Consider the following 24,938-nt stretch of genomic DNA (forward strand, 5'->3'; position numbering starts at 1 on the left):
ATTAAATCGCAACCACCCGCCACGCAGTGGTTTGCGTCTGACTTCGCGATAGAGATCGGCGTGTCGATCAGACAACATCCGACGGGTTCTCCGAACCATTACGGAGGATCTGATCATGTCCCAAGCAAACTCTGGTGGCGCCCGGTCGAGACGCCGCCCGAAACGGTTTTTGTCCCCGTCGCAGAAGTACGAGATCTGGTTGCAGCTGGTCCGCCAGGAGGTGACGACCGCCGAGGCCGCGGCCAACCACCGAGTGGACCGCACGACGATCATGCGCATCCGCACGGTCGCCAAGGAAGGTGCGCTTGCGGCGCTGGCGACCTCCAAGCCTGGTACCGCCGCGCGGCAGCGCGACTACGAGTTGGAGGCGGCCAAGGCCGAGAATGCGCGGTTGTCCGAGGCGCTCAAGGAGATGGCTGTGCGGCTGACGCTGGTCGAGGGAAAAGGGAGTTGGGCTAAGTGGCCGGGTCCCGCACCGGGTTGACGCGGCCACCAAGACAGCACTGCTCGGCCTGCTCGACCACGCGACCGGCGCCGGCTGGACGCGGCGTCGAGCCTGCCACGAGTTGCAACTCGGCGAGGTCCGCGCGCACCGCTGGATCGCGCGGCGCGCCCTGGGCCAGTTGACCGACAAGACATCGGGCGGATCGCCCATGCACGGGCTGCTCGACACCGAGGCCGCCGAGATCCTGGCTCTATTCGACGAATGGGGCGAGACCGACCGCTCGCATCGCAAGCTCGCCCACCGCGGCTCCTACCTTCACCGAGTTTGGGTGTCGCCGTCGAGTGTGCGCCGTGTTCTTTTCCTGGCGGACAAGCACTTCCGTCCGCTGGCCAAGCCGGGTCGCTCGCAGCGTAAACCGTTTCCGGACTGGGTGGACTACAAACCCAACTCGATCTGGATCCACGACACCACGCATTTCACCAGAGCGGGTATGGCGGTGCTGATCATCCAGGACCTCGTCTCGCGCAAGTGGATCACCGAAGTTGTTTCCGCGAAGAAACCTCCACCCAGGTCGAGGTCGGGTTCACCGACGCACTCGACGCCGAGGGACTCCTGGAAGCAGTCGAGCGACGCCAAGACGGGCTCGTCGACATCGACACCGACGATGAGGCCCGGCCGATCCTGCTCGCGGTATCCGACAACGGCCCACAGATGACGTCGGGCTCACCCCCGCGGGAGTTCATGGCCATGTGCGCGATCGCCCAGCACTTCGGCCGCCCGGGCACCCCGACCGATCAGGCCTGGATCGAGAGCTTCAAACGGGCACCCCAAGGCCGAGTTTCCGCACCTGCTCGCAATCGAGGACCCCGCCACCTTGCGCGCCGAAATCGCCGTCACCCGCGAGTTCTGGAATTCGGTCCGGTTGCATGCCGGCATCGGATACGTCACGCCCAACGACGAACCGGAAGGACGAGGGGAGGCCATCCGCAAAGCACGCCAAGCCGGGCTCGAATCCGCCCGCAAACGCCGCCTTGCCTGGCACCGCCAGCAAAGGCACACTCAACCTATCCAGGATCCCGACGATGTTGTCTGATCAAACGCGAATGTCTATCGCAAAGTCAGAAACACCTCAGTTGACGCGTTTGGCGGCTGCGGCGGGTTTGTTGTTGTCGACGAACAGGATTGGGGCCAGGGCTTGTTTCATGTGCCAGCTGATGTAGTAGGACAGCATGCGCAGGAACATGTGGGCGCGGACCCGGTCGGCTAGCCGGTGGCGGATGGGCCGCACATCGAGTTCGGTGTTGAGGGTGCGGAAGAACCGCTCGACGTCTTCGAGTCCCTTGTAGCGCAACACCACATCATCGTGCCCGAGGGTGTCGGCGGGCAGGCTGGTGCGCAGCGCGTAGATGCCGTCGAGGGCGGCCTCGGCGGTGATCGCCTCGGTGTTTCGGGTGAAGGTGAAGGATTCGTCGGTGATCTCGATGGTGAAGTGTTTGGCCATGTGGTAGTGGTTGAGCACTTTGCCGACCCGTAGCGCGATCTTGTCTTTGCCGCGCAGCGGGCGCCGCGCGCGGCTGGTGGCCGCGGCGATAGGAGTGAGTTCTTTTTCGGTGGCGGCCAACAGATCTTGGCGTTTGCGGGTGCGTTGTTCGGCCAGCACGGGGTTGTGGCAGCACACCAGCCGCTCGCCGAGAAACTCCGGGGAGGTGATCTCGGCGAGGTCCTGCTCATCGAACAGTGACAGCTGCAACGCACCTTCGTCGACCAATGCTTTGATCTGGGGGGCGCGCAACGCGCTGATCCAGTCCAGCTGCGCGGGGCGCACCTCGTCGCGGATGCGGGCGTTGGTGAGCATGCCGCGATCCCCGACCAGGCACACCCGCGAGAGCCCGAACCGGTTTTTGAGCTTTTCGATCTGGGCGGTCAGGGTTTTCGGGTCGGCGATGTTGCCGTCGAACACCTCGATCGCGATCGGTATCCCGGCGGTTGTGCACAGCAGCCCGTAGACGATTTGCCGCCGGCCTTTCACCCCGTCTCTGGGGTGCCCGATCGCTCCCAGCGGGCAGGTGCGGCCCTCAAACGCCGCTGAGGACACGTCATAGAGCACCAGCGTGCGGTTTACTAAATGCTTTGCGGCAAGGGCGGTTTCGATGGTGTCCTTACGGTCGAGCACCCAATCCATCGCCTCATACAGGTCATCTTCATCGCAGCAGGAGACACCCAGCAGCTCACCCAGCGAGCTGGTCGCGGTCTCGGCGCGCAGCCCGCGCGCGATCGCCAGCTTCGAACTCGGCGCGATGACCTGCCCGATCAGCATGGCCAGCACCAGATCCCGCCGCCGCGACGGCACTGGGTCGATCAACTCGGCCATGCCCAGCCCTCGCGCGGTGCCCAGCACCGCGGCCACATGCCCATGGGGCAGGCTGCGGGTGATCTCGAACGCCGCGGCCAGATCCGGTGCCGGTGGCAGCCTCTTGAGCACCCGTGACAGCGCCTCCACCTTGGGCTCGGGCCAGCGTGACAGGTTGGCCAGGGTGCGGTTCTTCACCTTGCCGCCCTCGCGGTAGCTTTCGCGCAACAGGATCGCCGGCGGTGACCCCCGATTCGGCACCCGCGCCACGTACATGTCTACTTGATATCATCCGTAGCAGCGATATACCGCTTACTCACCACATGACACGCCGTGATCGTCTACCTAATACATGTTTACATTCGCTGAGCGGTCTGGGCGCGCAACGCCCGCTCATCAACACAAACGAGAGTTCGGACCCGCACTACAAGGGGGAACTTCGGTGTTTAGTGCGACCGAATGTCTGCGGCGCGGCGGCCTCTCCGATGCAGCGGCGGCACGCGCCGGGTCCGCAGTGACAGTGGAATGCGGCTACCGGCGGCCTTCGTTGAGCAATGCATCGAAGAGCCCGAACCGGCGCAGCGTAGCGATCACGTCCCCTGCCATCGCTGGGCAATCGACAAGACTGAACCGAAGCGCTTCCCAGATGTTGGGCAACTCACTTCTAAGGCGCTGAATCCAGAGCACTTCTTGACTGTCGGGCCGATCTGCCCCTGCGCCGCAGACTAGTTGGTGATACCAGCTGGCGTGGCGTCGACCCAAGCGCCTGCGCTCAGTAGCGGGGGTGCGGCTGCGTCCGTAGGCACGGAGAGTATTCAAGAGGCGAAACCGCACCACGCCGTCGTCTTCGACACGGATCAGGATCGATTTGTCGACCAGTGCGCACAGCACGTCCAGGAATTCGCGTGCGGACAGATGCCCGCCACTGACGTACCGAGCCGCTGACAGATCGAAGCTGTCTGAGAATACCGACAGTAGTGCCCAGACTTGTCGTTCGTGATCGCTGCACAAGTCATAGCTGCTCTCGATAGAGGAGTTGAGCGATCGCTGATGGGTGGGGGCGTTGCGGCCGAGGCTTAACACCGCATGACTGTCGCAAAGTTCGTCACCGATTTGCTGTACTGACTTGACAGGAAGCTGCGCAGCCGCCAGCTCGATGGCGACCGGGAGCCCGTCCAGGCGGGCGCAGATGTACGCCACCGCGTCCGCATTTTGGTCGGTGAGCTCGAACTCGGGTACCGCGGCGCGAGCACACCGGATAAACATCGCTACAGCGTCATTGTCGGCGAGGACGCGCACGCTGGAAACGTCGTTTCGTCCGGGGCAGGCCAGCGGTGAGAGCGCGAGCACTGCTTCGCCCCCGACTGCGAGAACCTCACGGCTGGTGGCCAGGACACGTAGCTGCGGGCAGCGCGGCAGTAACGTCCCGACCAATTCGGCTGCCTCGTCGATGACCTGTTCGCAGTTATCTAAAACGATGAGCGCCCGTCGCTCGCTGAGGGCATCGACCAGCCCCTCGATCGGCGGTCGGCTCGCCTGTTCGGGAATGTCCAACGTTACGGCCACGAGCTCGATCAGCTGGGAGCCCTCGCGTAGCTCACCCAACTCCACCAGCCACACCCCGTCGGGGTGGTAGACACTCTGCTGGTGTGCGGCATGGATAACCAGGGTCGTCTTGCCTACCCCGCCCGTGCCGATCACTGTCACCACGCGTGAACACCTCAGCAACTCGTGCACCCGAGAAAGCTCGGTGTGACGACCCACCAGGTTTTTCGACAGCGCAGGCAACTTTTTCTTCGCATTCGTTCTCCGCCCGCCGGCCGGTCCGGGCGAGGGGGTTATGTGCTTGCGTGGTCTGCCGTCGCCTGCACCGCCTTGGAGGACCATCTCGTCGACGGCCAGGCCGTGGCGGGCTTGGACTTGCTGGAGTTGGCGGCCTAATTCCACGGCCGAGGGCCGCTTGTCAGGATCCCGGGCCATCGTCAGCTCAATCACGGCGGCAAGGTCGGCGGGGACGTCGTGTGCGCGGAGATCGGGTAAAGGCCCGGTCGTGATTCGCACGAAGTGCGCCTGCAACTGTTCGCCATGGCGCCGTTCGAAGGGCGCACGACCGGTGAGCCCGGTGAACAGGCTCGCGCCCAGTCCGTACACGTCGGAGGACGGGCTCGGCGATGCACCGCCGAGTAGCTCAGGGGCGGTAAAGGCCGGCGACCCATAAAATATCCCGGGAGCCGTGGTGAAACCAGCCGCGATGCGCGAGATGCCAAAATCGGACAGCGCCGGTTCACCATAGTCGGTGGGAAGAACGTTGCCGGGCTTGACATCACGATGTATGACGCCCGCCTGGTGCGCGCACTCCAACGCGCCGGCGATCTTGACCCCCACTTTCAACACTTCATGCATACCCAACGCCCCCACGACCGCAATCCGTTCCTGCCAAGACCCCAACCGGCAAAACGGCATCACCAGAAACGGGTAACTCGTTGTGGTTTGGCCGATCTGCAAAACAGGCACAATGTTGGGGTGACCCGTGAGGGTTGCCATCGCCTGCTGTTCGCGCACAAACCGCGCTCGATCGTCTTGGCACTCGGCGGCCACCACCTTGACCGCCACGACCCGGCCCAACGCCACCTGCGTGCAGCGATAGACCGCGCCGAACCCGCCCCGGCCGATCTCGATCGCGTCAGCAAACCCCAACGCGGCCAATTCGGCTGCAACCGTTGGGACCGCATAGCCACCTGGCCCGGCCGGTTCGGCCTCCGTGCCAACTAGGTCAGGATCCATCTACTTGCCTCGGCATCCCATCGATTCGCCGAGTAAGCGTACGCTCGCGAACTGGCGCAGGCCAACCCGAGTGAACAGTTCAGCCGGGGGTGCTGCGAGTGCGTCTGAGGGTTGCCCGGGTGAACACTTTCGGGGGTTCAAACAAGCTGCCTACCAGCGGGTTTCAATTGTCCGGTGGCCGCCCTCGCCGAAGATGACGACCGGATGCGTTATCGAAGTCCGAGAGATTTCGCAGTGAATGCCGGACCGCCGACCAGCACTAGATTAGGAAACATGGTCAGGGAGCGCCGTTAAGTATTCATTAAGGTCTGGGCTCGATAGTTAGGCGATGCGATCTCGTCACGGTTCAAGGTGCACAGCCCCTTGCACAAGTGAAGGATGCGGCGAGGATGCCGCCTATCGCGACGTCTTGACAATCCGTGGCGGAACTCCGGCACCGGCCCACTTAACTTGGCCCTGGGGGCTACCCGGGCAGAGGTGGCGGTTTCGATGACGGTTACGGCCGACCGGGCGATGCTGCCGCTCAGCTCTCGTATGCCAGAACTCGGCTCGTTCGAAATCTTTCAGGCAATCGCTGAGACCGGAAGTGTCAGCGCCGCCGCCCGCGAACTCGCGTTGACCCAACAAGCCGTGTCGCGGCGGCTCGCCTCATTCGAGGCCCAGATCGGGCTGACGTTGGCCCTCCGCACGACGCGTGGCTCACAACTCACAGCGGCAGGCGTCGTCGTCGCGGAGTGGGCGGCCCGACTGCTTGAGGTCGCCCGGCAGGCCGACGAAGACCTGAAATCGTTGCGAAGCGAAGGCCGTCGGCGAATCAAGGTCGTGGCCAGCCACACAATCGCCGAACAGCTTATGCCCCAATGGTTGCTGTCCATGCATGCTCTAGCCGGCCGGCCCGGCAGCACCGGGCCCCAGGTGTGTTTGACTGCCACCGAGAGCGGCGATGCGATCGCGGCGGTTCGAGATGGCGCTGCCGATCTTGCATTCGTTGAAGACCCCGATCCGCTTGCAGGACTCGGCAATTGTGTGGTGGGGCACGACGAGCTGGTGGTCGTGGTACTTCCGGATCACCACTGGGCTCGTCGGTCGCGCGTGGTGAGCGCCCTTGAACTCGCGCAAACACCCCTGGTTGCTCGCGAGACCCGTTCGCGCCGTTGCGATACGCTTACCACCGCCCTCCGCGGGGTGCTGGGCAACGGCATGCAGCAGGTGCCTCCAGTACTGGCAATGGGGTCCACCGCGGCAATGCGCGCTGCGGTTCTTGCCGGTGCGGGACCGGCGGTGATGAGCCGGCTGGCCGTGGTCGATGACTTGGCTGCGGGTCGACTGCGCGCCATCACCATCCCCGGCTTGGATTTACGTCGCAAGCTTCGAGCCACGTGGACCGGCGGGCGCACCCCCCCCCCCTCGATTCGAAACTTCCTGAACCACATCATTCGCACACCGCCTCCCCGAAGTAGATGTGTCGGTCCTATGGTCGCGGAATCGGCATGAGGCTTCGAGGAACGATGCCGGGCCAGGCCGAAGTGAGGCGATCACCCCGCTGTGCCTGATGGCCAGGCAGCAGCAGGTTTGGGACGTGATGGCATCAGGTGATTGAGAATTGGTTCGGGTGGGCTTCGTACCCGACGTCCTCAGTCGCACCCACGCCGCTGAAAATGTGCAGCACCTTGCTCGGTGCGCCGCTGACGTTGCGAAATTCATGCCAGCTCTGCCGCGGGACGACGAGAAGCTGGCCCGGGTTCATATCCATTGGGTCGCCTGGGTCTCCGAGAAATCGGACGGTGCCGCTCAGCGGTACCACGACCATGTCGGCGTAGGGGTGTCGATGCATGTGGTGGATGAACCCAGGCGGAAATGTGAGCACGTCCGCCACGATCGCGGGTGTTTCAGTCAGGCCAGCGCTGAGTAGGTGCTGATTCAACTGGTGTTCTGTGATGTCCCACCGGGTGAAAACCTCGCCGGGAATTTCGTCGAAAGTAATCAGTCGAACATCAGGCATTGCTTGCCTCCATGTCTGCGGGGTCAATCGCACGCTCGGCCGACGTAGTCTATGCATCGGCCAGCGAACTCGGCGCGTCACTCGATTTCTCGGCCCGACCAAAGGGTATGTGAACGCGGCGGGCGCGTCCCGCGACCAAGCGCCCAGTCCCATTGGGGCCTTCCGTGGGCTCGGGGTTGTGCACATCGTGCATCGGGCCTAGCGTTCAGCAGCGCCGCGGCCAGGGACGCTCGCTGGCGAAGCCGCGAACCACGTGTGCGCGCACGAACTCGGCTACGACGTCGAGGTCATCCATATTACTGTAAGTGTCGATGACGGAGTACTGAACAGCGAGAACAGGATTCGTACATACCACTCGCCGGCGGCCTCCACATCGAGATCTTTGCGCACCTCGCCGGTGAGCTTGGCCGCCGATAGGTACGGGGCGAAGAAGTCGACGCATTCCCGCAGCAGCACGCCGACCGCCGCATCGGCAGCCTCAATGACGAATGGCTACCCAGTGGTCGTCATCCCAAGAGACGGCCAACACGCATCCGCGCAGTGGCGTTCCCGCATAAAGACGGCCTGTTCCCCTGTTGGGTACAGCCGGTAACGGTTAGCCACGCCGATAACCTAACCGCGCCCACTGACACGTCCTTGTTCGCCGCATCCTGCGGCGGTCGCGCCTTTGTCGATCATCACCCAATACATCGACCAACAGCACCGACCGTCCAGTGGTCCCGATAAGCCGAAATTGATGCGCTAACCCAGCGCTAACCCCGCCATGAATGGCGGGGCTTGCGCGCTACCACAACTGGTCAGAGCTCCTTGGCTGGCCTTGTTTGGCGGACATCCGGCGGACATGATGATATCATCGATATCGGGAGGTTAACAGGTATGGCCGATGTGTTGATCAGGGGACTATCGGACGCCGCCGTGGCACACATCGATGCGTCCGCCGCAGCGCGGGGGTTGTCGCGGCAGGAGTATCTGAGGCGGCGGTTCGAAACGGAGCGATCAGAGGGGCGACCTCAAGGCAAGCTCACCCTCGCGGACATGCGTCGCGCGGCGACCGCCGCAGCGGATCTCGACGACCCAAAGGTGATGGAGGGCGCGTGGCGGTGACCACGTGGCTGATCGACAAGTCGGCCTACACCCGCATACCGGCCTCACCGGACGCCAAACTCTGGATCGACCGTATCGAGCGTGGTCTGGTGCGAATGAGCACAGTCACCCGCCTGGAGATCGGCTATTCATTTCGCACCGCAGCGCACGCGCGTCTCGAGGCCGCCTCGCCGCCACTGTCGCTGATGCCAGTCGAGTACCTGACGCCGGCCGCAGAAGATCGCGCCGTCGAATTGCAGCTGCTGCTCGCCGATCGCGGGCAACACCGAGCGCCGTCGATCCCGGACCTCCTGGTGGCCGCCGCTGCCGAAATCGGGGCGCTCACCGTCCTCGCAGTTGACAAAGATTTCGATTTGATCGCGCAGATTTCTGGACAAGCTATCGAATGGCTACAGCTGACATAGAGCCGGGCGGCGGCGTGACGACAAGACTACATTGAGCATGGGTCGCACCTTCCCGAACCAGCGCGTCAACGCCGGTCCTTGATCAGACAAATGGACTTCAGATCATCCTCGGGAAGGTGCGCCCAATCACGCCGCCCCGCCGAGGCTCATCCACAGGTTCTGATCATTGCTCATGTTAAGGAGTCGAATTGTCTCTTGCTGTTGCTGTCGCAGTGTTCTTCGTCGGTATCGATTGGGCTGCGCAATCCCATGCCGTGTGCGTGATGGACCAAGCGGGTAAAGTGGTGGCCCGCTTCACCATCGACCATTCCGCGGACGGGATCGCCACCCTGATTCGTCGATTGGCCAAATACGCTGCTGCTGAAGATATTCCGATCGCAATCGAACGCCCGAACGGGCGGCTGGTGGACCTGCTGCTGGAGGCCGGACACCCAGTCGTGCCGGTCAGCCCGAACGCGATCAAAACCTGGCGTGAGGGCGAAGTCCTCTCCGGCGCAAAGTCTGATGCCGCCGACGCCGAAGTCATCGCCGAATACCTGCGGCTCGCCAACACCGACTGTGCGTGGCCACCCCCTACAGCGACCCCACCATCGCGGTCCGCACAGTAGTCCGCACCCGCACCGACCTCGTCGAGCAACGAGTCGCAGCCACCAATCAATTGTCCGCGCTGCTGGAAGCGCACTGGCCCGGCGCCAAGGCCATCTTCGCCGACGTGGAATCCCCAATCAGCCTGGCTTTCCTGACCCATTACCCCACCCCAGCCTCCGCCCAGCACCTGGGCGAGAAGCGATTGGCCGCGTTCTTGGCCAAACAGGGCTACTCCGGGCGCCGCGACCCGGGCGTGCTGCTGGCCCGGCTGCGCGAAGCCCCAGCAGGTTCCACCGGCACCGCAGTCACCGCAGCACTGGCCGACGCCATCGCCGCCCTGGTCGGCGTGCTGACCGCGCTCAACGCCGCCATCAAGAACCTGGACCGCTCGGTGGCCACCCGACTCGACGAGCACCCGGACGGCAAGATCTTCGCGTCGCTGCCAAGGTCGGGTCAGGTCAACGCCGCCCAGATGCTCGCCGAGTGGGGCGACTGCCGCCAAGCCTACGACGGACCCGACTCGATCGCTGCCTTGGCCGGATGCCCACCGGTCACCAAAGCCTCCGGTAAACACAAGGCAGTGCACTTTCGTTGGGCCTGCAACAAACGATTCCGCAAGGCCATTACCACCTTCGCCGACAACAGTCGACACGAAAGCCAATGGGCCGCACAGATCTACAACCAGGCACGCGCCGCAGGTAAAGACCACGCGCACGCCGTGCGTATCCTCTCGCGCGCCTGGATCCGCGTCATCTGGCGCTGCTGGCAAAACGGCGTCCCCTACGACCCCGCCCAACACGGCGCCGCAACCAAGCTCACGACCACATCTGCGGCCTGAGGTTGACATAGGGAGTGTCATGCGGGGATGGCGGTGACGAGGACAGCGTCCCGATCCGCCCTACCACCGAAGCGTTGTCCGGGATCACCACCATCACCGCCACGGTCGCCGGCGTGAATCCCGGTGCCAAGAATGTCACATTGGCCGACAACTCCGAAATCGGTTATGACGCAGTCGTACTCGCTGCGGGATCACGCATTGCTCTCGAGATGATTCCCGGATTGCCGGAAGCGGTCGACAACGGCTCGGCGGTCCACTATTACGCCACAGCAGCGGCAGCGTCCGCACACCGCGCGCTGTCGGCATTCGCCGGAGGCAAGCTGGTGTTCCTGATCACCTCGCAACCCTACCGATGCCCGGTGGCCCCGTATGAGGGGGCTCTGTTGGCTACAGACTTGTTGCGCGAGAACGGGACACGCGCTGCGACTCAGATCTCGGTGTACACCCCGGAGCAGCAGCCGATGCCTTCGGCGGGCCCCCACGCCGGTCCCGAACTCGTCGGCCTGCTGAATCATGAAGGCATCGACGTCTTTTGCGAACAGACCGTCGAGCGCATCGATCCAGACGCCCGGACGATCCATTTCCAGGATGGCCACAGCGTCGATTTCGATCTGCTGGTGTTCGTTTCGCCGCATCAGCCCGCGATCACCCTCGGTGAACCGGGGTGGATACCAACGTGCTGAACTACCTGGGCAAGACCGACGACAGCGCCACCCTCTCGGGTCGCGGTCACTGCTTCATCGACACCGGGGCACACCACTTCGCCAAGGGCAGTGGCGACTTCTTCGCCCTTCCCAATCCCGGGATTCACCTCACCCCGCCGTCGAGCGAACTGCACCACGACAAGCATGACGAGGAACGCGACTGGCGGGCGATAGGGGAAAATCGGTGGGCCGAAGTGACCGGGGATCACACCGACGTCAGCGTTGCCTGATCCGTGTCGGCCCCGCCGACGCCGTCATCGCCTGGACCCGCGATGTCGTGGGGGATGGGCGGCACCCGGGTGGCCCGCACGTAGACGGTGTCGCCCTCCCGTAGGGCCAGCGCCTCGGCGTCACCGCGGGTGATCTGGGCGGTGAAGGCGCCTCCGGTTGCCGCGCTGGTCAACTCCACCCGAACCTCGAAGCCCAGCACCACCACCCGGTTCACGGTGGCGCGGGCGACACCGGTGGACTCCGCGGTGCCGTCGGCGGCGGCAACGGCCATCTCCGGAGTCCGGCCGACTCGGATGTCGTGCGGGCGGACCAAGGCGCCGTTGAGCATGGAAACCGCTCCCAGGAAGGACATGACGAACGCGTTGGCCGGGGCGTCGTACACGTCGGTCGGAGATCCGACCTGTTCGATACGGCCCTTGTTGAGCACGGCTATCCGATCGGCCACATCCAGCGCCTCGGCCTGGTCATGGGTGACCAGCACCGTGGTGACGTGCACCTCGTCGTGCAGGCGGCGCAGCCAACTGCGAAGATCCTCACGGACTTTGGCGTCCAGGGCGCCGAACGGTTCGTCGAGCAGCAACACCTCCGGGTCGACGGCCAGCGCGCGGGCCAGGGCCATCCGCTGACGCTGACCACCGGAAAGCTGATTGGGGTAGCGGCCCTGAAATCCGCTCAGGCCCACCACCTCCAGCAGGTGATCGACCTTCTCCTTGATCTCGACCCTGGGCCGCTTGCGGATCCGCAGCCCGTAGGCGACGTTGTCGCGAACCGTCAGGTGCTTGAAGGCGGCGTAGTGCTGAAAGACGAATCCGATGCCACGCCGCTGCGGCGGCACCCCGGTCACGTCGCGCCCATTGATTGTCACCGAGCCGGCGTCGGGTCGGTCAAGGCCGGCGATGGTGCGCAACAGGGTCGATTTCCCGGAGCCGCTGGGGCCCAGCAACGCCGTCAGCGAACCGGAGGGCACCACGAAGTCCACCTGGTCCAGGGCAACGAAGTCGCCATAGCGCTTGGCGGCGTTGCGCACGACGATCGCGTGGCCGTTGCGGCCCGTCGTCTTGGCTGCGGTCATCTCAGCGTCTCCTCGCTATGCCTGGGCGGCCGCTCGTGCCCGGCGGGCGTCCAGCGCCACCTGGACGATCAACACCACCACTGCCACGGCCATCAGCAGGGTCGACAACGCATAGGCCCCGTACTCGGCGCCACGGTTGTAGCGGTCCGAGACCAGCAAGGTCAGCGTTTGGGACGTGCCCGGCAGGTTCGACGACACGATCAGGACCGCACCGTATTCGCCGAGCGTGCGGGCAACGGTCAACACGATGCCGTAGGTCAGGCCCCACCGGATGGACGGCAGCGTGATCCGCCAAAACGTCTGCCACCAACCGGAACCTAGCGTCGCGGCCGCCTGCTCCTGGTCAGTGCCCAACTCGTGCAACACCGGTTCGACTTCGCGCACCACGAACGGCAGCGTGACGAACATACTGGCAAGGACAATGCCGGGCAGACCGAAGATGATCTTGAGCCCCAGGTCCTTCTCGACGAAGCCCAGCGCACCGGCGGATCCCCACAGCAGGATCAACGCGACACCCACGATCACCGGTGAGACCGCGAACGGCAGGTCGATGATCGCCTGCAGTACACCCTTACCCCGAAACCGATTGCGGGCGAGCATCAATGCCGTCGGGATCCCGAACAGCACGTTCAACGGCACCACGATGCCCACCACCAGCAGCGACAGATTCAGTGCCGATATCGCCGCGGGCGTACTGATCCAGGCATAGAACTGGCCGAAACCGGGTTCGAAGGTCCGCCAGAGGATCACCGCCACTGGAACCACCAGCAGCACAGTGACATACCCGAGCGCGATGGATCGGACCAGGTAACGGACGCCGGGCGAGGGCGTCATGCAACCATCTCCTGCCGCCGGGCCGCACGCGTACCGACGACGCGCAACAGCAGCAATACCACAAAGGAAATCGTCAACAGCACAATGGATATCGCGGCGGCGCCGGTCCGGTCGTCGTTCTCGATCAAGGTGCGGATCCACTGGGACGACACCTCGGTCTTGCCCGGCACCGCGCCGCCGATCAGCACGACCGAGCCGTATTCACCGATGGCCCGCGAAAACGCAAGGCCCGCACCGGACAACAACGCCGGCATCAGCGACGGCAACACCACCGAGGACAAGATCTTCCGACCGGAGGCACCCAGCGACGCCGCCGCCTCCTCGGCCTCACGATCGACTTCCAGCAGCACCGGCTGAACGGCGCGCACCACGAACGGCAAGGTGACAAACGCCAGTGCCACACCCACCCCCCACGCCGTGTGCTGCAAATGAAGACCCACCGGACTGGCGGGGCCATAAAGGGCGAGCATCACCAGGCTGGCCACGATGGTGGGCAGCGCGAAGGGCAGATCGATGATTGCATCGACGACCCGTTTGCCGACGAAGTCGTCGCGCACCAGCACCCAGGCGATCAGCAGGCCGAATACCGTGTTGACGAGAGTGACCGCAGCCGAAATGCTCAGCGTCACTCGCAGTGAGTCCAGCGCGGCGCGCGACGTGACCGACAGCCAGAAGGCCTGCCAGCCGCCGCCCGAAGCTTGCCAGGCGATGGCGGCCAACGGCAGCAGCACGATGATCGACAGCCACACTACCGACACCCCGACCCGAAGTGATGTGCTGCCCCACCGGCCCGGACCGCGGAGGCCTGGTGCGCTGTCGTCGGTGGGTGGATCGTCCCCGATGGCCGGTCGATCCGGGTGTGAATCCGGTTGTGTCGGTGCGGTCATCCGGTGGCCTGCATATAGATCTTGGTGATGCTGCCGGTGCCCTTGTCGAACAGCTGGGGATCCACGATGTCCCAGCCGCCCAGGTCGGCGATTGTCCACAGTTTTGCCGGCACCGGAAACTGTGCGCGAAAGTCAGCGGCCACCGCGGGATCGAGGGGCCGGAAACCGGACTGCGCCCACAGTTTCTGCGCCGGCGCGGTGTACTGGAAGTTCTTGAATGCCGTCGCGGCCGCAAGGTGGGAGCTACTGGTGACCACCGCCAGCGGGTTTTCGATCTTGAACGTCTGTGGCGGGGTGATGTGCTGGACCGGCTTGCCCTGCCGTTCCGTGGCGATGGCCTCGTTCTCGTAGCTGATCAGCACATCACCGCTGCCCTGGACAAAGACATCGGTGGCTTCCCGTCCTGATCCGGGACGCAATTTGACGTGTTCGCGCACCAGGGTGCTGACGTAGTCGATGCCCGCTTGGTTGTTCCGGCCGCCTGCGCTTTTGACCGCGTACGGAGCGAGCAGGTTCCACTTCGCCGAACCCGAGCTCAGCGGGCTGGGTGTGATGACCTCCACGCCGGGCCGCAACAGGTCGTCCCAATCCTTGATGTTCTTGGGATTGCCGGCGCGTACCACCAGCGTCACCACCGACCCGAACGCAATGCCCTTGGTGGCATCGGCATTCCAGTCCTTGGAAACCTTGCCGGCCTTGACCAACCGGGTGATGTCCGGTTCGACGGAGAAGTTCACCAGATCGGCCGGCTTGCCGTCGACGACACCGCGGGACTGGTCACCTGAGGCCCCGTACGACGTGATCACCTGCACGTCCTTGCCTTCTTCGGAGGCGTTGAACGCCGGAATCACCGCCCTCCAGCCGGGTTCGGGGGCGGAGTAGGCGACCAACGTGATGTCGGTGTGCGCGCCGGCTGGCCCGCCGCCGCCGACGACGTCGCTGGGACCACCGTGACACGCCGCGACGACACCGACGACCAGCGCCACCTGGCAGGCCACGGCGTGCCGCCAGGGGTTCTTCAGCGTCTGTGGCATTGGTGGCCTTCCGGTGGCGGGAGTGGTAAACCTCGGTCCCGTAGCTGCGGAAAGGCGATCGGTCACTAACTGGAGAACTTCACCAACTCCATGCCAGACCGCGCACGGGCGGAAGTCAGCGACAACAGTGCACGTCGACGGCGGCGCAGATCGCCACCGCCGCAACCACACAGCCGGGCGCGCCAGGAGAGCGCCCCGGGCGACCGGCTACCGCGTGCATGCCGCGAAGCCTAACAGAATCGGCCGGAGTCCCATGGCGAGCACGCCCCCCTCACCGCGTCAGCAACCACATGGCGATCACCAGCACCACAAGCGCAACCAGGACCAGCGTGACGTGCGACCGCGGCATCGGCTTACCCGGGTGCTTCGTCGGAGTGGCGGATACGCCGCATCACGTTGATGCCCTTGCCGAGCAGGGCATCGAGCACCGCCGCCGTGATATATGCCAGACCCAGCACCACCGGCATCACCGCCAGCGCCTGCAGCGCGAACGGGAGTCCGGAAAGCCACAGCTCAACGCCGTCCCACCAATTCAGGAATCCGTTCACTCCAACACACCCTATTCGGCCCGGCAGCCGAAACCAATGTGCCGAGATTCCGTCTATGATCAGGCATGCCCCGGCAGTCGGACACAACCACGTGTCTGGTCGCCGGTGGCGGGCCGGCTGGCATGATGCTCGGTTTGTTGTTGGCCCGCGCCGGCGTCGACGTCACGGTGATGGAAAAGCACGCCGACTTTCTGCGTGACTTCCGCGGCGACACGGTGCATGCCAGCACCCTGCGGTTGCTCGACGAACTGGGCCTGGGGTCGCGGTTCGCCCGAGTTCCCCATCGCCTCATCGACACCATCCGCATGGAGCTGCAGGGTCAACCGGTCGAGCTGGACCTGACCCGGCTTCCCGGTTCCCATCGGCACATCGCGTTGGTACCGCAGTGGGATCTGCTGGAGTTGCTGGCCACTGCCGCGGAGACGGAGCCCACTTTTCGGTTGCTGCGCAGCACCGAGGTGACCGGGCTGCTACGCGGAGACGATGGCCAGCGGGTCGTCGGCGTTGAATACCGTGACCCGTCCGGCGAAACCAAGCACATGCGAGCCGAGCTGACCGTGGCCTGCGACGGCCGGGGTTCAACGGTGCGCTCGGCCCTGGGCCTGCAACCTCTAGGCTTCGGCGCGCCCATGGACGTGTGGTGGCTTCGGTTGCCTCGCCGGGCCGACGATCCCAGCGGGCTTGCCGGCGTCTTCAACGCCGGGCACGGCACGATCACGATCGACCGCGGTGACTACTACCAGATCGCGCACATCATCCCGAAGGGAGGCGACACCGAGATGCGCTCGCAGGGCATTGGGGCTCTGCACCGCACGCTGGTGCGCACGGTGCCCTGGCTAGCCGACACTGTTGGCACATTGAGTTCGTTCGACGACGTGAAACTGCTTGATGTGCAACTGAATCGGCTACGGCGCTGGTACTCCGACGGAGTGCTGTGCATCGGCGATGCCGCCCACGCGATGTCGCCCGTCGGAGGCATCGGAATCAATCTGGCAGTCGCCGACGCGGTTGCCGCCGCGCGCATTCTGGCCGGACCGCTGCGCGCCGGGCGGGTGTCGACCCGCCGGCTGGCGCGGGTACAGGCGCGCCGGTGGGCGCCCACCGCGTTTCTGCAAGCGCTACAACGGGCCGTCCATGCCCGCGTGGTCGCGGCCGCAATGACCGGCGGCGACCCGGCGCCGTCGCGGGCGATCCAGCTGGTGGGCCGGTCACGGCCGCTGCGACGGGTGCTCGCCTATCTGGTCGCGATCGGTCCGCTACCCGAGCACGCGCCCGACTACGCGCGGCGCGGCGGCTAAATCGCGGCACCTGGATAACAGGGCAGCCGAAGTGGTGGACGCGAAGTAGGTCGACAGTTGATGATGACCGCATGGTCCTGCACGCCGAACCCGCAGACGAGGCCGCCGCGGTCGCTGAAGCCGCCCAGGTCTCTCACGTCACCGATCTTCCAGCGTTCCAGGCAGCACCCGTCCCGTCCGTCAAGTCCGACGCGAAGGGCATTTTCACGTCCAGCTCATCGCTGCGCAATCCGTTTCCACCCATTGCCGATTACGCCTTCCTGTCCGACTGGGAGACGACCTGCCTGATCTCGCCGGCGGGATCGGTGGAATGGATGTGTGTGCCCCGGCCGGACTCCCCCAGCGTGTTCGGCGCGATCCTGGACCGCAGCGCGGGCCATTTCCGGCTGGGCCCGTACGGCGTTTCGGTGCCCTCGGCACGACGCTACCTGCCCGGCAGCCTGATCATGGAGACCACGTGGCAGACCCACACCGGCTGGCTGATCGTGCGCGACGCGTTGGTGATGGGGCCCTGGCACGACATCGAACGGCGATCACGCACCCACCGGCGCACCCCGATGGACTGGGACGCCGAACATATTTTGCTTCGGACAGTGCGCTGCGTCAGCGGCACGGTCGAGCTGATGATGAGTTGCGAGCCGGCGTTCGACTACCACCGTGTCGGCGCCACCTGGGAATACTCGGCCAACGCCTATGGTGAGGCGATCGCCCGGGCCAGCCAGCAACCCGACGTCCACCCGACGCTGCAGCTGACCACCAATCTGCGGATCGGGCTGGAGGGCCGCGAAGCCCGCGCCCGCACCCGGATGAAGGAGGGCGACGACGTGTTCGTCGCCCTGAGCTGGACCAAGCATCCGGCGCCACAGACCTACGAAGAGGCCGCCGCAAAGATGTGGCAAACCACCGAGTGCTGGCGGCAGTGGATCAACATCGGTAATTTCCCCGACCACCCGTGGCGGGCATACCTGCAGCGCAGCGCGCTGACCCTGAAAGGGTTGACGTATTCGCCCACCGGCGCGCTGCTGGCCGCCAGCACCACGTCGCTGCCGGAAACACCGCGCGGCGAACGCAACTGGGATTACCGCTACGCCTGGGTCCGCGACTCGACGTTCGCATTGTGGGGGCTCTACACCCTGGGACTGGACCGCGAAGCCGACGACTTCTTCGCCTTCATCGCCGACGTGTCCGGCGCCAACAACAACGAGCGCCATCCGCTGCAGGTGATGTACGGCGTGGGGGGCGAGCGCAGCCTGGTCGAAGAGGAGCTGCACCACCTGTCCGGCTACGACCACGCGCGTCCGGTCCGGATCGGCAACGGCGCCTACAACCAGCAGCAGCATGACATTTGGGGCTCGATTCTGGACTCGTTCTACCTGCACGCCAAATCGCGTGAGCAGGTCCCGGAGGCGTTGTGGCCGGTGCTCAAGCGCCAGGTCGAGGAGGCGATCAAGCACTGGCGCGAGCCCGACCGCGGCATCTGGGAAGTGCGCGGGGAACCGCAGCACTTCACCTCGTCGAAGGTGATGTGCTGGGTGGCGCTGGATCGCGGCGCCAAGCTGGCCGCGCGGCAGGGCGAAAAAAGCTATGCCCAGCAATGGCGCGAGATCGCCGAGGAGATCAAGGCGGACATCCTCGAGCACGGCGTGGACTCCCGCGGCGTGCTGACCCAGCGCTACGGCAGCGACGCCCTGGACGCGTCGCTGCTGCTGGCGGTGCTGACCCGATTCCTGCCGTCGGACGACCCCCGGGTGCGCAACACCGTGCTGGCGATCGCCGACGAACTGACCGAGGAAGGCCTGGTGCTGCGGTATCGGGTGCACGAGACCGACGACGGCCTGTCCGGTGAGGAAGGCACGTTCACCATCTGCTCGTTCTGGCTGGTATCGGCGCTGGTCGAGATCGGCGAAGTGGCGCGGGCCAAACGGCTGTGCGAGAAGCTGCTGTCCTACGCCAGCCCGTTGCACCTCTACGCCGAGGAGATCGAGCCGCGCAGCGGGCGCCATCTGGGCAACTTCCCGCAGGCGTTCACCCACCTGGCGCTGATCAACGCGGTGGTCCACGTGATCCGCGCCGAGGAAGAAGCCGACGGCTCGGGGATGTTCCAGCCGGCCAACGCGCCCATGTAGGTTGCGCGGCGAGTTTCGCGGCAAGACCGGCGTCAGCTCAGCTGGCTGATTGTGTCCATCATGGCGTGCGCGATATCGATGGCACTGGTGTCGACATTGGCGGTTCCCCGGCCGGACGGGCTTTCGCTACCGAAAAAGGTGACCTCTACGTCAACCAGGCAATTCACCCGCAAACCAATGGCCCGCGCTACCGGCATAGGGTTCGAGCCCGGCATGCTGGGTTGATCGGAAACGGTTGCGGCAAGGACAGAATTGGCGACACGCACGTCACTGATCGTGTCGGCAAAGCTGAGCGTCGTGCCGGCCAGATATACCACTGTGCCATCGCATTGGTTCCACTGCTGCGAGAACTTCGCAAATAGCGCGTCCGCGTCAGCTGCCGTAGGCAACGTGACCACGCCTTCGGCCACGCTGATTACTCTTACTGAATCGCTTGCGTGCCACCATATTTCACGCGCGACGTCGTTGACGGCCGCGGAGCGGTAGGCATCTCTGGCCAGCACGGTTACCACACCCACACAGTCGGCGGGCGAAGCCGGTCCATAAGCATATGACAACTCGTCGCGACCGCCGAAAAGCGGCGGAAATTGGGCTTCAGTTTTGAACGGCTGGTCGAGGATTCGCGACAGCGCTGCTTCGTCGAGGAGCACTTGCTTGATTTTCTGCCCGGCAATCGGGCGGGGCTTCGACCCAGTCGTTGGCCGCGCCGTGCCGGCGACAACGGCCGTGCAGCCGGCGGCAATCAGGCCGACACTCAGTACCGCGATCACCCGGGCCAAGCGTGCTCGCGCCGAGATCATCGCTACTTCTTGCCCTTATCACCCACCGTGTCGGTGGACAACGCCGCGACAAAGGCCTCCTGCGGAACCTCAACCCGCCCAATGGTTTTCATCCGCTTCTTGCCTTCCTTCTGCTTCTCCAGCAGTTTGCGTTTCCGGGTGATGTCACCGCCGTAGCATTTCGACAGCACATCCTTGCGGATTGCGCGGATGTTTTCCCGGGCAATGATTTTCGACCCGATGGCGGCCTGGACCGGCACCTCGAACTGCTGGCGCGGGATCAGCTCCTTGAGCTTGGTCGTCATTTTGTTGCCGTAGGCGAACGCCGAATCCTTGTGCACGATCGCGCTGAACGCATCAACGGTCTCGCCCTGCAGCAGGATGTCGACCTTGACCAGTTGCGCTTCCTGTTCCCCGGCCTCCTCGTAGTCGAGGCTGGCATAGCCGCGGGTGCGGGACTTCAGTGCGTCGAAGAAGTCGAAGATGATCTCCCCCAACGGCATCGTGTAGCGCAGTTCCACCCGTTCGGGCGACAGGTAATCCATGCCACCCAGCTCACCGCGGCGGGACTGGCACAGTTCCATGATGGTGCCGATGAATTCGCTGGGCGCGATGATGGTGGTCTTCACGACGGGCTCGTAGACGGTGCGGATTTTGCCCTCCGGCCAATCGGACGGATTGGTGACGACAATCTCCGAGCCATCCTCTTTGAGCACCCGGTAGACGACGTTGGGTGAGGTGGAGATCAGTTCCAAGTCGAACTCGCGCTCCAGACGCTCGCGGGTGATCTCCATGTGCAGCAAACCAAGGAAGCCGCACCGGAACCCGAAGCCAAGGGCCACCGAGGTTTCCGGCTCATAGGTCAGGGCCGCATCGTTGAGCCGCAGCTTGTCCAGGGCGTCGCGCAAATTGGGATAGTCCGAGCCGTCGACGGGATAGAGCCCCGAGTAGACCATCGGCTTGGGTTCGCGGTAGCCGGTCAGCGCCTCCTTGGCGCCGTTGCGGACCGTCGTAACGGTGTCGCCCACCTTGGACTGGCGCACGTCCTTGACTCCGGTGATCAGATAGCCGACCTCGCCCACACCGAGGCCGTCGCAGGGCTTGGGTTCGGGCGAGACGATGCCGACCTCGAGCAGCTCGTGGGTGGCTCCGGTGGACATCATCGCGATGCGCTCGCGTGGGGTGATCTTGCCGTCGACCACCCGGACGTAGGTCACCACACCGCGGTAGATGTCGTACACAGAGTCGAAAATCATTGCGCGAGTGGGCGCGTCGGCATCGCCCTGGGGGGGCGGCACCTGCCGGACCACCTCGTCGAGCAACGCTGCCACGCCCTCGCCGGTCTTGCCGGACACCCGCAGCACGTCGTCGGGCTCGCAGCCGATGATGTGGGCGATCTCGGCCGCGTAGCGGTCCGGGTCGGCCGCGGGCAGGTCGATCTTGTTCAGCACCGAAATGATGTGCAAGTCGCGGTCCAGCGCCAGGTACAGGTTGGCCAATGTCTGCGCCTCGATGCCCTGCGCGGCGTCGACCAGCAATACCGCACCCTCGCAGGCTTCCAGCGCCCGCGACACCTCGTAGGTGAAGTCGACATGTCCGGGAGTGTCGATGAGGTGCAGTACGTAGTCCTGGTCGGCCACCCGCCAGGGCAACCGCACGTTCTGGGCCTTGATGGTGATGCCGCGTTCCCGCTCGATGTCCATCCGGTCCAGGTATTGCGCCCGCATCGAGCGCTCGTCGACCACCCCGGTCAACTGCAGCATCCGGTCGGCCAGCGTCGACTTGCCGTGGTCGATGTGAGCGATGATGCAAAAGTTGCGAATCTGCGCCGGCGGCGTGAAGGTCTTGTCGGCGAAACTGCTGATCGGAGTCTCCTGGTGGACGGTCTTGAGCGTGCCAGCTGGGCGGTTCGTGGGTATGTCCAGCGTATCCAGGCGGGCGCTTCGAGACACAATCGCGCGCTGCCGGGCGCGGCTATGCTGCCAACATGGCGTCCGCCCGGAAGTCACAGTGGAAGACGTTCCAGCGCTTCACCGAGAATTTAGGGAACCTCGTGTTCAACGAGGCTCCGAAGGTAGTGCGTCAACTACAGAACTCACAGACCGTCCTGCAGGAACTTCAGCGTGCGGTGAAGATCACCGCGAACATCATGGCGATGGGCCTGCCGCCGCCGCCCCAGGAGATCGCCGCGGGCCGGCCGGTGACCAGCACGAGCTTTCCCACCGCACAGCGGGCCCGCAAGCTGGTCTACGCCCCGGACCTCGATGGCCGGGCCAACCCGGGGGAAATCGTGTGGACCTGGGTGGTCTACGAAGACGACCCGACCCGCGGCGAAGACCGGCCGGTACTCGTCGTCGGCCGTAACCGCAATGTGTTGCTGGGGCTCATGCTGTCCAGCCGGGAAGACCATGCCACGGATCGCGACTGGGTCGGAATCGGTTCGGGGGATTGGGATTACGAGGGCAGGCAGAGCTGGGTCCGGCTGGACCGGGTGCTCGACGTGCCGGAGGAGAGCATTCGCCGCGAAGGCGCGATTGTGCCGCGCGACATCTTCGATGTGGTCGCCGCCCGGTTGCGCACCGAATACTCCTGGCGTTAGGGCGAGCCGCCGTCGCGACCGTAACGCCACGGCGAAATTCCACGCGATTTTTCGCCGTGACGTTCCGCCGGCTGAAGCCGGCCCAAGGTCGGCTTGTTTAGCCCTGCGTGATGTAGGACTGCAGCTGCTGCTGTTCGGCCTCGAGTTCCTGCATCCGGGTCTTGACCACATCACCGATGCTGACGATGCCGATCAGCTTCTTGCCGTCGAGCACCGGCACGTGGCGCACCCGGTTGTTGGTCATCAGCACGCTCAGGCTGTCGACCGTGTCGGATTTCTTGCAGGTGGCGACATCGCTGCTCATGATCTTGGAGACCGGACGAGACAACACGCTGGCGCCGTGGGTGTGCAACTCGCGTACCACGTCGCGTTCCGACACGATGCCGACCACACCTTCCGCGCCGATGACCACCATCGCGCCGATGTTCTGCTCAGCCAAGCCGGCGAGCAGTTCCCGGACTGTCGCGTCGGGATTGATCGTCACCACCGCCGCCCCCTTGTTCCGCAAGACATCCGCGATCCGCATTGAGGCCTCCCGCCGGTAGTGACCCGATTCACACCAGGCTACGGCTAACTTGCGCGGCGGGAAAGCCGCCACCCCAACACGAGGGTGGCCCGAGGCGAATCGCCGGGTTGCGCCGCCGCGCACGGCCCCGGCTGGTAAGGATGTGGACATGATCGAGATCACCTTGCTGGGGACCGGCAGCCCCATTCCCGACCCGAACCGCGCCGGGCCGGCCACCTTGGTGCGGGCCGACGGTCACGTGTTCTTGATCGATTGCGGGCGCGGTGTCCTGCAGCGCGCGGCCGCTGTCGGCGTGGGCGCGGCCGGCTTGTCGGCCTTGCTGCTCACTCATCTGCACAGCGACCACATCGCCGAACTCGGCGACGTGATCATCACCAACTGGGTCACCAACTTCGCCCCTGCTCCCCCGCCGCTGCAGATCATCGGGCCGCCGGGCACCGCCGAGGTGGTGGCGGCGACGCTGCAGGCCTTCGGGCACGACATCGGCTACCGCATCGCCCACCACGCCGATCTCAACGCACCGCCGCCGGTCGAGGTCCACGAATACACCGAAGGCAGCGTGTGGGACCGCGAGGGTGTGACGATCCGGGTGGCACCCACCGATCACCGGCCGGTGGCGCCGACGATCGGGTTCCGGATCGAATCCGGGGGCGCCTCGGTGGTGCTGGCCGGCGACACCGTGCCGTGCGCCAGCCTGGACGAGCTGGCCGCCGGCGCAGACGCCTTGGTGCACACCGTTATTCGAAAGGACATCCTGGCGCATGTCCCGCAGCAGCGGGTCAAAGACGTCTGCGATTACCACTCGTCGGTGCAGGAGGCGGCGGCAACCGCCAACCGCGCCGGGGTGGGGACCCTGGTGATGACACACTACGTGCCGGCCATCGCGGCAGGCCAGGAGGACCAGTGGCGGGCTTTGGCCGCGACCGAGTTCAGCGGAGCGATCGAGCTTGGCGATGATCTGCACCGAGTCGAGGTGCACCCCCGGCAATAGCGGGCCGTAATGCACGGACTTGGACTCACATCGCGATACGATCCAGTCCCCGGCCAGTCGTCTTGATCTCGGTTGATCTCAGAGGTGCCGCATGTCGTATGTGATCGCGGGTCCGGCGGCAATCGCTGCAGCGGCCACTGATCTGGCCGGAATCGGTTCGATGATCAGCCAGGCCAACGTGAACGCGGCCGCTGCGACGACTGGCCTGCCCGCAGCGGCTGCCGACCAGGTGTCAGCGGCCGTCGCGGCGTTCTTCGGAGCTCAGGCCCAGAGCTATCAGGGCATCAGCGCCCAGATGGCGGCGTTTCACGACCAACTGGTCCAGGCCCTGTCCGCCGGCGGGGCGGCCTACGCCGGTGCCGAGGCCGCCAGCGCCCAGAGCCTGCTCGACCTGATCAACGCACCCGCCCTGGCGCTGTTTGGCCGCCCGTGGATCGGCAACGGCGCCGACGGCGGGACGGTCGGCGGAATAGGTCAGCCCGGTGGGCCGGGCGGACTGCTCTACGGCAACGGCGGCCGGGGTGGCGACAGCACGCTAGCCGGAGTGGCCGGCGGAAACGGCGGGGCTGCCGGATTGATCGGTAACGGCGGTGCCGGCGGCACCGGTGGCGCCGGCGGCAGCGGTGGGTTCGGCGGCAACGCCTTCCTGATCGGCGGCGGCGGCGCCGGCGGCACCGGCGGCGCCGCCGTCGGCACCGGGTTCGCGGGCAGTGGCGGCAACGGCGGGTTGGGCGGCCTGCTGTATGGCAACGGCGGGGTGGGCGGAACCGGTGGGGCCGGGGTGGCTGCCATGG

At 65.2% G+C, this 24,938-nt stretch carries 25 protein-coding genes and 2 pseudogenes; 15 read left to right on the plus strand and 12 right to left on the minus strand.

What is annotated here, in order from left to right; all coding sequences use genetic code 11:
- Nucleotides 1-115 precede the first annotated feature (115 nt).
- The 3 genes from AWC07_RS07845 to AWC07_RS28015 all read left to right on the plus strand — a co-directional run bounded on the left by AWC07_RS07845 (nucleotide 116) and on the right by AWC07_RS28015 (nucleotide 1,538).
- The gene (locus tag AWC07_RS07845) at nucleotides 116-484 is read left to right on the plus strand and encodes a hypothetical protein (protein ID WP_084293684.1); all 369 of its coding nucleotides are present in this window, start codon (nucleotides 116-118) and stop codon (nucleotides 482-484) included.
- A gap of 82 nt (nucleotides 485-566) precedes the next feature.
- Complete coding sequence (locus tag AWC07_RS28010) at nucleotides 567-1,160, plus strand: helix-turn-helix domain-containing protein (protein ID WP_208622376.1); 594 nt, start codon at nucleotides 567-569, stop codon at nucleotides 1,158-1,160.
- 159 nt (nucleotides 1,161-1,319) lie between these two features.
- On the plus strand, nucleotides 1,320-1,538 hold the full coding sequence (locus AWC07_RS28015) for a hypothetical protein (protein ID WP_208622377.1): 219 nt from the start codon (nucleotides 1,320-1,322) through the stop codon (nucleotides 1,536-1,538).
- 39 nt (nucleotides 1,539-1,577) lie between these two features.
- On the opposite strand, the pseudogene AWC07_RS07855 reads toward AWC07_RS28015, so the two are convergent.
- Both AWC07_RS07855 and AWC07_RS07860 read right to left on the minus strand, forming a co-directional pair.
- Nucleotides 1,578-3,071: pseudogene (locus AWC07_RS07855) on the minus strand (IS1634 family transposase); the annotation flags it as partial.
- Between the two features lie 255 nt (nucleotides 3,072-3,326).
- Complete coding sequence (locus tag AWC07_RS07860; RefSeq protein WP_085105020.1) at nucleotides 3,327-5,579, minus strand: protein kinase domain-containing protein; 2,253 nt, start codon at nucleotides 5,577-5,579, stop codon at nucleotides 3,327-3,329.
- A gap of 516 nt (nucleotides 5,580-6,095) precedes the next feature.
- Between AWC07_RS07860 and AWC07_RS07865 the strand changes: the two genes are divergently transcribed.
- Entirely contained in the window at nucleotides 6,096-7,073 is a 978-nt protein-coding gene (locus AWC07_RS07865) for a LysR family transcriptional regulator (RefSeq protein WP_051508318.1), read from the plus strand.
- Between the two features lie 94 nt (nucleotides 7,074-7,167).
- Here AWC07_RS07865 and AWC07_RS07870 read toward each other — a convergent pair whose 3' ends face one another.
- Together AWC07_RS07870 and AWC07_RS07875 are read right to left on the minus strand one after the other, a co-directional pair.
- Nucleotides 7,168-7,581, minus strand: a complete 414-nt coding sequence (locus AWC07_RS07870) for a cupin domain-containing protein (protein ID WP_036420252.1) — start codon at nucleotides 7,579-7,581, stop codon at nucleotides 7,168-7,170.
- A 205-nt stretch (nucleotides 7,582-7,786) separates the two neighbouring features.
- Nucleotides 7,787-8,052 (minus strand): annotated as a pseudogene (locus tag AWC07_RS07875) (TetR/AcrR family transcriptional regulator); the annotation flags it as partial.
- 405 nt (nucleotides 8,053-8,457) lie between these two features.
- Between AWC07_RS07875 and vapB the strand changes: the two are divergent.
- From vapB to AWC07_RS07900, 6 genes are all read left to right on the plus strand, one after another.
- Nucleotides 8,458-8,685, plus strand: a complete 228-nt coding sequence (gene vapB / locus AWC07_RS07880; protein WP_036412007.1) for a type II toxin-antitoxin system VapB family antitoxin — start codon at nucleotides 8,458-8,460, stop codon at nucleotides 8,683-8,685.
- Nucleotides 8,676-9,089 carry a PIN domain nuclease gene (locus tag AWC07_RS07885; protein WP_036412009.1) on the plus strand — a complete coding sequence of 138 codons (414 nt, stop codon included), beginning with the start codon at nucleotides 8,676-8,678 and terminating at the stop codon, nucleotides 9,087-9,089. Before vapB ends, AWC07_RS07885 begins: the two co-directional genes overlap by 10 nt.
- Nucleotides 9,090-9,301: 212 nt before the next feature.
- Nucleotides 9,302-9,697 carry an IS110 family transposase gene (locus tag AWC07_RS28545; RefSeq protein ID WP_244187518.1) on the plus strand — a complete coding sequence of 132 codons (396 nt, stop codon included), beginning with the start codon at nucleotides 9,302-9,304 and terminating at the stop codon, nucleotides 9,695-9,697.
- A complete protein-coding gene (locus tag AWC07_RS07890; protein WP_244187519.1) occupies nucleotides 9,652-10,515 on the plus strand; it encodes a transposase in 864 nt (287 codons plus the stop codon). Before AWC07_RS28545 ends, AWC07_RS07890 begins: the two co-directional genes overlap by 46 nt.
- Nucleotides 10,516-10,529: 14 nt before the next feature.
- The gene (locus AWC07_RS07895) at nucleotides 10,530-11,198 is read left to right on the plus strand and encodes an NAD(P)/FAD-dependent oxidoreductase (RefSeq protein WP_051507913.1); all 669 of its coding nucleotides are present in this window, start codon (nucleotides 10,530-10,532) and stop codon (nucleotides 11,196-11,198) included.
- Nucleotides 11,180-11,449, plus strand: coding sequence for a hypothetical protein (locus AWC07_RS07900; protein ID WP_051507914.1), 270 nt, complete (start codon nucleotides 11,180-11,182; stop codon nucleotides 11,447-11,449). Before AWC07_RS07895 ends, AWC07_RS07900 begins: the two co-directional genes overlap by 19 nt.
- Here the strand turns inward: AWC07_RS07900 and AWC07_RS07905 are convergent.
- The 5 genes from AWC07_RS07905 to AWC07_RS07925 form a co-directional block, all read right to left on the minus strand.
- Entirely contained in the window at nucleotides 11,425-12,522 is a 1,098-nt protein-coding gene (locus AWC07_RS07905) for a sulfate/molybdate ABC transporter ATP-binding protein (protein ID WP_036412010.1), read from the minus strand. The genes AWC07_RS07900 and AWC07_RS07905 overlap by 25 nt on opposite strands.
- Before the next feature lie 15 nt (nucleotides 12,523-12,537).
- The gene (gene cysW / locus AWC07_RS07910) at nucleotides 12,538-13,356 is read right to left on the minus strand and encodes a sulfate ABC transporter permease subunit CysW (protein WP_085105022.1); all 819 of its coding nucleotides are present in this window, start codon (nucleotides 13,354-13,356) and stop codon (nucleotides 12,538-12,540) included.
- Nucleotides 13,353-14,243, minus strand: coding sequence for a sulfate ABC transporter permease subunit CysT (gene cysT / locus AWC07_RS07915; RefSeq protein ID WP_036419208.1), 891 nt, complete (start codon nucleotides 14,241-14,243; stop codon nucleotides 13,353-13,355). Before cysT ends, cysW begins: the two co-directional genes overlap by 4 nt.
- Nucleotides 14,240-15,277 (minus strand): sulfate ABC transporter substrate-binding protein, encoded by a 1,038-nt coding sequence (locus tag AWC07_RS07920; RefSeq protein WP_051508253.1) that lies wholly within the window; start codon nucleotides 15,275-15,277, stop codon nucleotides 14,240-14,242. Before AWC07_RS07920 ends, cysT begins: the two co-directional genes overlap by 4 nt.
- A 353-nt stretch (nucleotides 15,278-15,630) precedes the next feature.
- Nucleotides 15,631-15,825 (minus strand): hypothetical protein, encoded by a 195-nt coding sequence (locus tag AWC07_RS07925; protein ID WP_036419205.1) that lies wholly within the window; start codon nucleotides 15,823-15,825, stop codon nucleotides 15,631-15,633.
- 65 nt (nucleotides 15,826-15,890) lie between these two features.
- On the opposite strand from AWC07_RS07925, the gene AWC07_RS07930 reads away from it, so the two are divergent.
- Nucleotides 15,891-17,123, plus strand: a complete 1,233-nt coding sequence (locus AWC07_RS07930) for an FAD-dependent oxidoreductase (RefSeq protein ID WP_036419202.1) — start codon at nucleotides 15,891-15,893, stop codon at nucleotides 17,121-17,123.
- Between the two features lie 71 nt (nucleotides 17,124-17,194).
- Nucleotides 17,195-19,249: a glycoside hydrolase family 15 protein gene (locus AWC07_RS07935; protein WP_036419200.1), complete on the plus strand. Its 2,055-nt coding sequence runs from the start codon at nucleotides 17,195-17,197 to the stop codon at nucleotides 19,247-19,249.
- Between the two features lie 32 nt (nucleotides 19,250-19,281).
- On the opposite strand, the gene AWC07_RS07940 is transcribed toward AWC07_RS07935, so the two are convergent.
- Nucleotides 19,282-20,019, minus strand: coding sequence for a sensor domain-containing protein (locus tag AWC07_RS07940; RefSeq protein WP_244187520.1), 738 nt, complete (start codon nucleotides 20,017-20,019; stop codon nucleotides 19,282-19,284).
- Between the two features lie 32 nt (nucleotides 20,020-20,051).
- A complete protein-coding gene (gene lepA / locus AWC07_RS07945) occupies nucleotides 20,052-21,980 on the minus strand; it encodes a translation elongation factor 4 (protein WP_036419196.1) in 1,929 nt (642 codons plus the stop codon).
- A gap of 35 nt (nucleotides 21,981-22,015) precedes the next feature.
- Between lepA and AWC07_RS07950 the strand changes: the two genes are divergently transcribed.
- Entirely contained in the window at nucleotides 22,016-22,627 is a 612-nt protein-coding gene (locus tag AWC07_RS07950; RefSeq protein WP_036419193.1) for a type II toxin-antitoxin system PemK/MazF family toxin, read from the plus strand.
- 97 nt (nucleotides 22,628-22,724) lie between these two features.
- Here the strand turns inward: AWC07_RS07950 and AWC07_RS07955 are convergent, their stop codons facing one another.
- Nucleotides 22,725-23,153, minus strand: coding sequence for a CBS domain-containing protein (locus AWC07_RS07955; RefSeq protein ID WP_036419190.1), 429 nt, complete (start codon nucleotides 23,151-23,153; stop codon nucleotides 22,725-22,727).
- Between the two features lie 148 nt (nucleotides 23,154-23,301).
- On the opposite strand from AWC07_RS07955, the gene AWC07_RS07960 reads away from it, so the two are divergent.
- On the plus strand, nucleotides 23,302-24,144 hold the full coding sequence (locus tag AWC07_RS07960) for a ribonuclease Z (protein WP_036419214.1): 843 nt from the start codon (nucleotides 23,302-23,304) through the stop codon (nucleotides 24,142-24,144).
- Nucleotides 24,145-24,235: 91 nt separating this feature from the next.
- The coding region (locus AWC07_RS07965) for a PE family protein (RefSeq protein ID WP_139829601.1) at nucleotides 24,236-24,938 on the plus strand (703 nt) is incomplete at its 3' end.

The sequence above is a fragment of the Mycobacterium gastri genome (genome assembly GCF_002102175.1).
Classification (GTDB): Bacteria; Actinomycetota; Actinomycetes; order Mycobacteriales; family Mycobacteriaceae; genus Mycobacterium; species Mycobacterium gastri.

What these genes read in the sequence shown, in the direction of transcription:
- cysW (WP_085105022.1), bottom strand. Translation starts at nt 13,356, where the DNA reads ATGACGCCCTCGCCCGGCGTCCGTTACCTGGTCCGATCCATCGCGCTC.
- vapB (WP_036412007.1), top strand. Translation starts at nt 8,458, where the DNA reads ATGGCCGATGTGTTGATCAGGGGACTATCGGACGCCGCCGTGGCACAC.
- AWC07_RS07845 (WP_084293684.1), top strand. Translation starts at nt 116, where the DNA reads ATGTCCCAAGCAAACTCTGGTGGCGCCCGGTCGAGACGCCGCCCGAAA.
- AWC07_RS07950 (WP_036419193.1), top strand. Translation starts at nt 22,016, where the DNA reads ATGGCGTCCGCCCGGAAGTCACAGTGGAAGACGTTCCAGCGCTTCACC.
- AWC07_RS07905 (WP_036412010.1), bottom strand. Translation starts at nt 12,522, where the DNA reads ATGACCGCAGCCAAGACGACGGGCCGCAACGGCCACGCGATCGTCGTG.
- AWC07_RS07860 (WP_085105020.1), bottom strand. Translation starts at nt 5,579, where the DNA reads ATGGATCCTGACCTAGTTGGCACGGAGGCCGAACCGGCCGGGCCAGGT.
- AWC07_RS07870 (WP_036420252.1), bottom strand. Translation starts at nt 7,581, where the DNA reads ATGCCTGATGTTCGACTGATTACTTTCGACGAAATTCCCGGCGAGGTT.
- AWC07_RS07955 (WP_036419190.1), bottom strand. Translation starts at nt 23,153, where the DNA reads ATGCGGATCGCGGATGTCTTGCGGAACAAGGGGGCGGCGGTGGTGACG.
- AWC07_RS07920 (WP_051508253.1), bottom strand. Translation starts at nt 15,277, where the DNA reads ATGCCACAGACGCTGAAGAACCCCTGGCGGCACGCCGTGGCCTGCCAG.
- cysT (WP_036419208.1), bottom strand. Translation starts at nt 14,243, where the DNA reads ATGACCGCACCGACACAACCGGATTCACACCCGGATCGACCGGCCATC.
- AWC07_RS07935 (WP_036419200.1), top strand. Translation starts at nt 17,195, where the DNA reads ATGGTCCTGCACGCCGAACCCGCAGACGAGGCCGCCGCGGTCGCTGAA.
- AWC07_RS07960 (WP_036419214.1), top strand. Translation starts at nt 23,302, where the DNA reads ATGATCGAGATCACCTTGCTGGGGACCGGCAGCCCCATTCCCGACCCG.
- AWC07_RS07930 (WP_036419202.1), top strand. Translation starts at nt 15,891, where the DNA reads ATGCCCCGGCAGTCGGACACAACCACGTGTCTGGTCGCCGGTGGCGGG.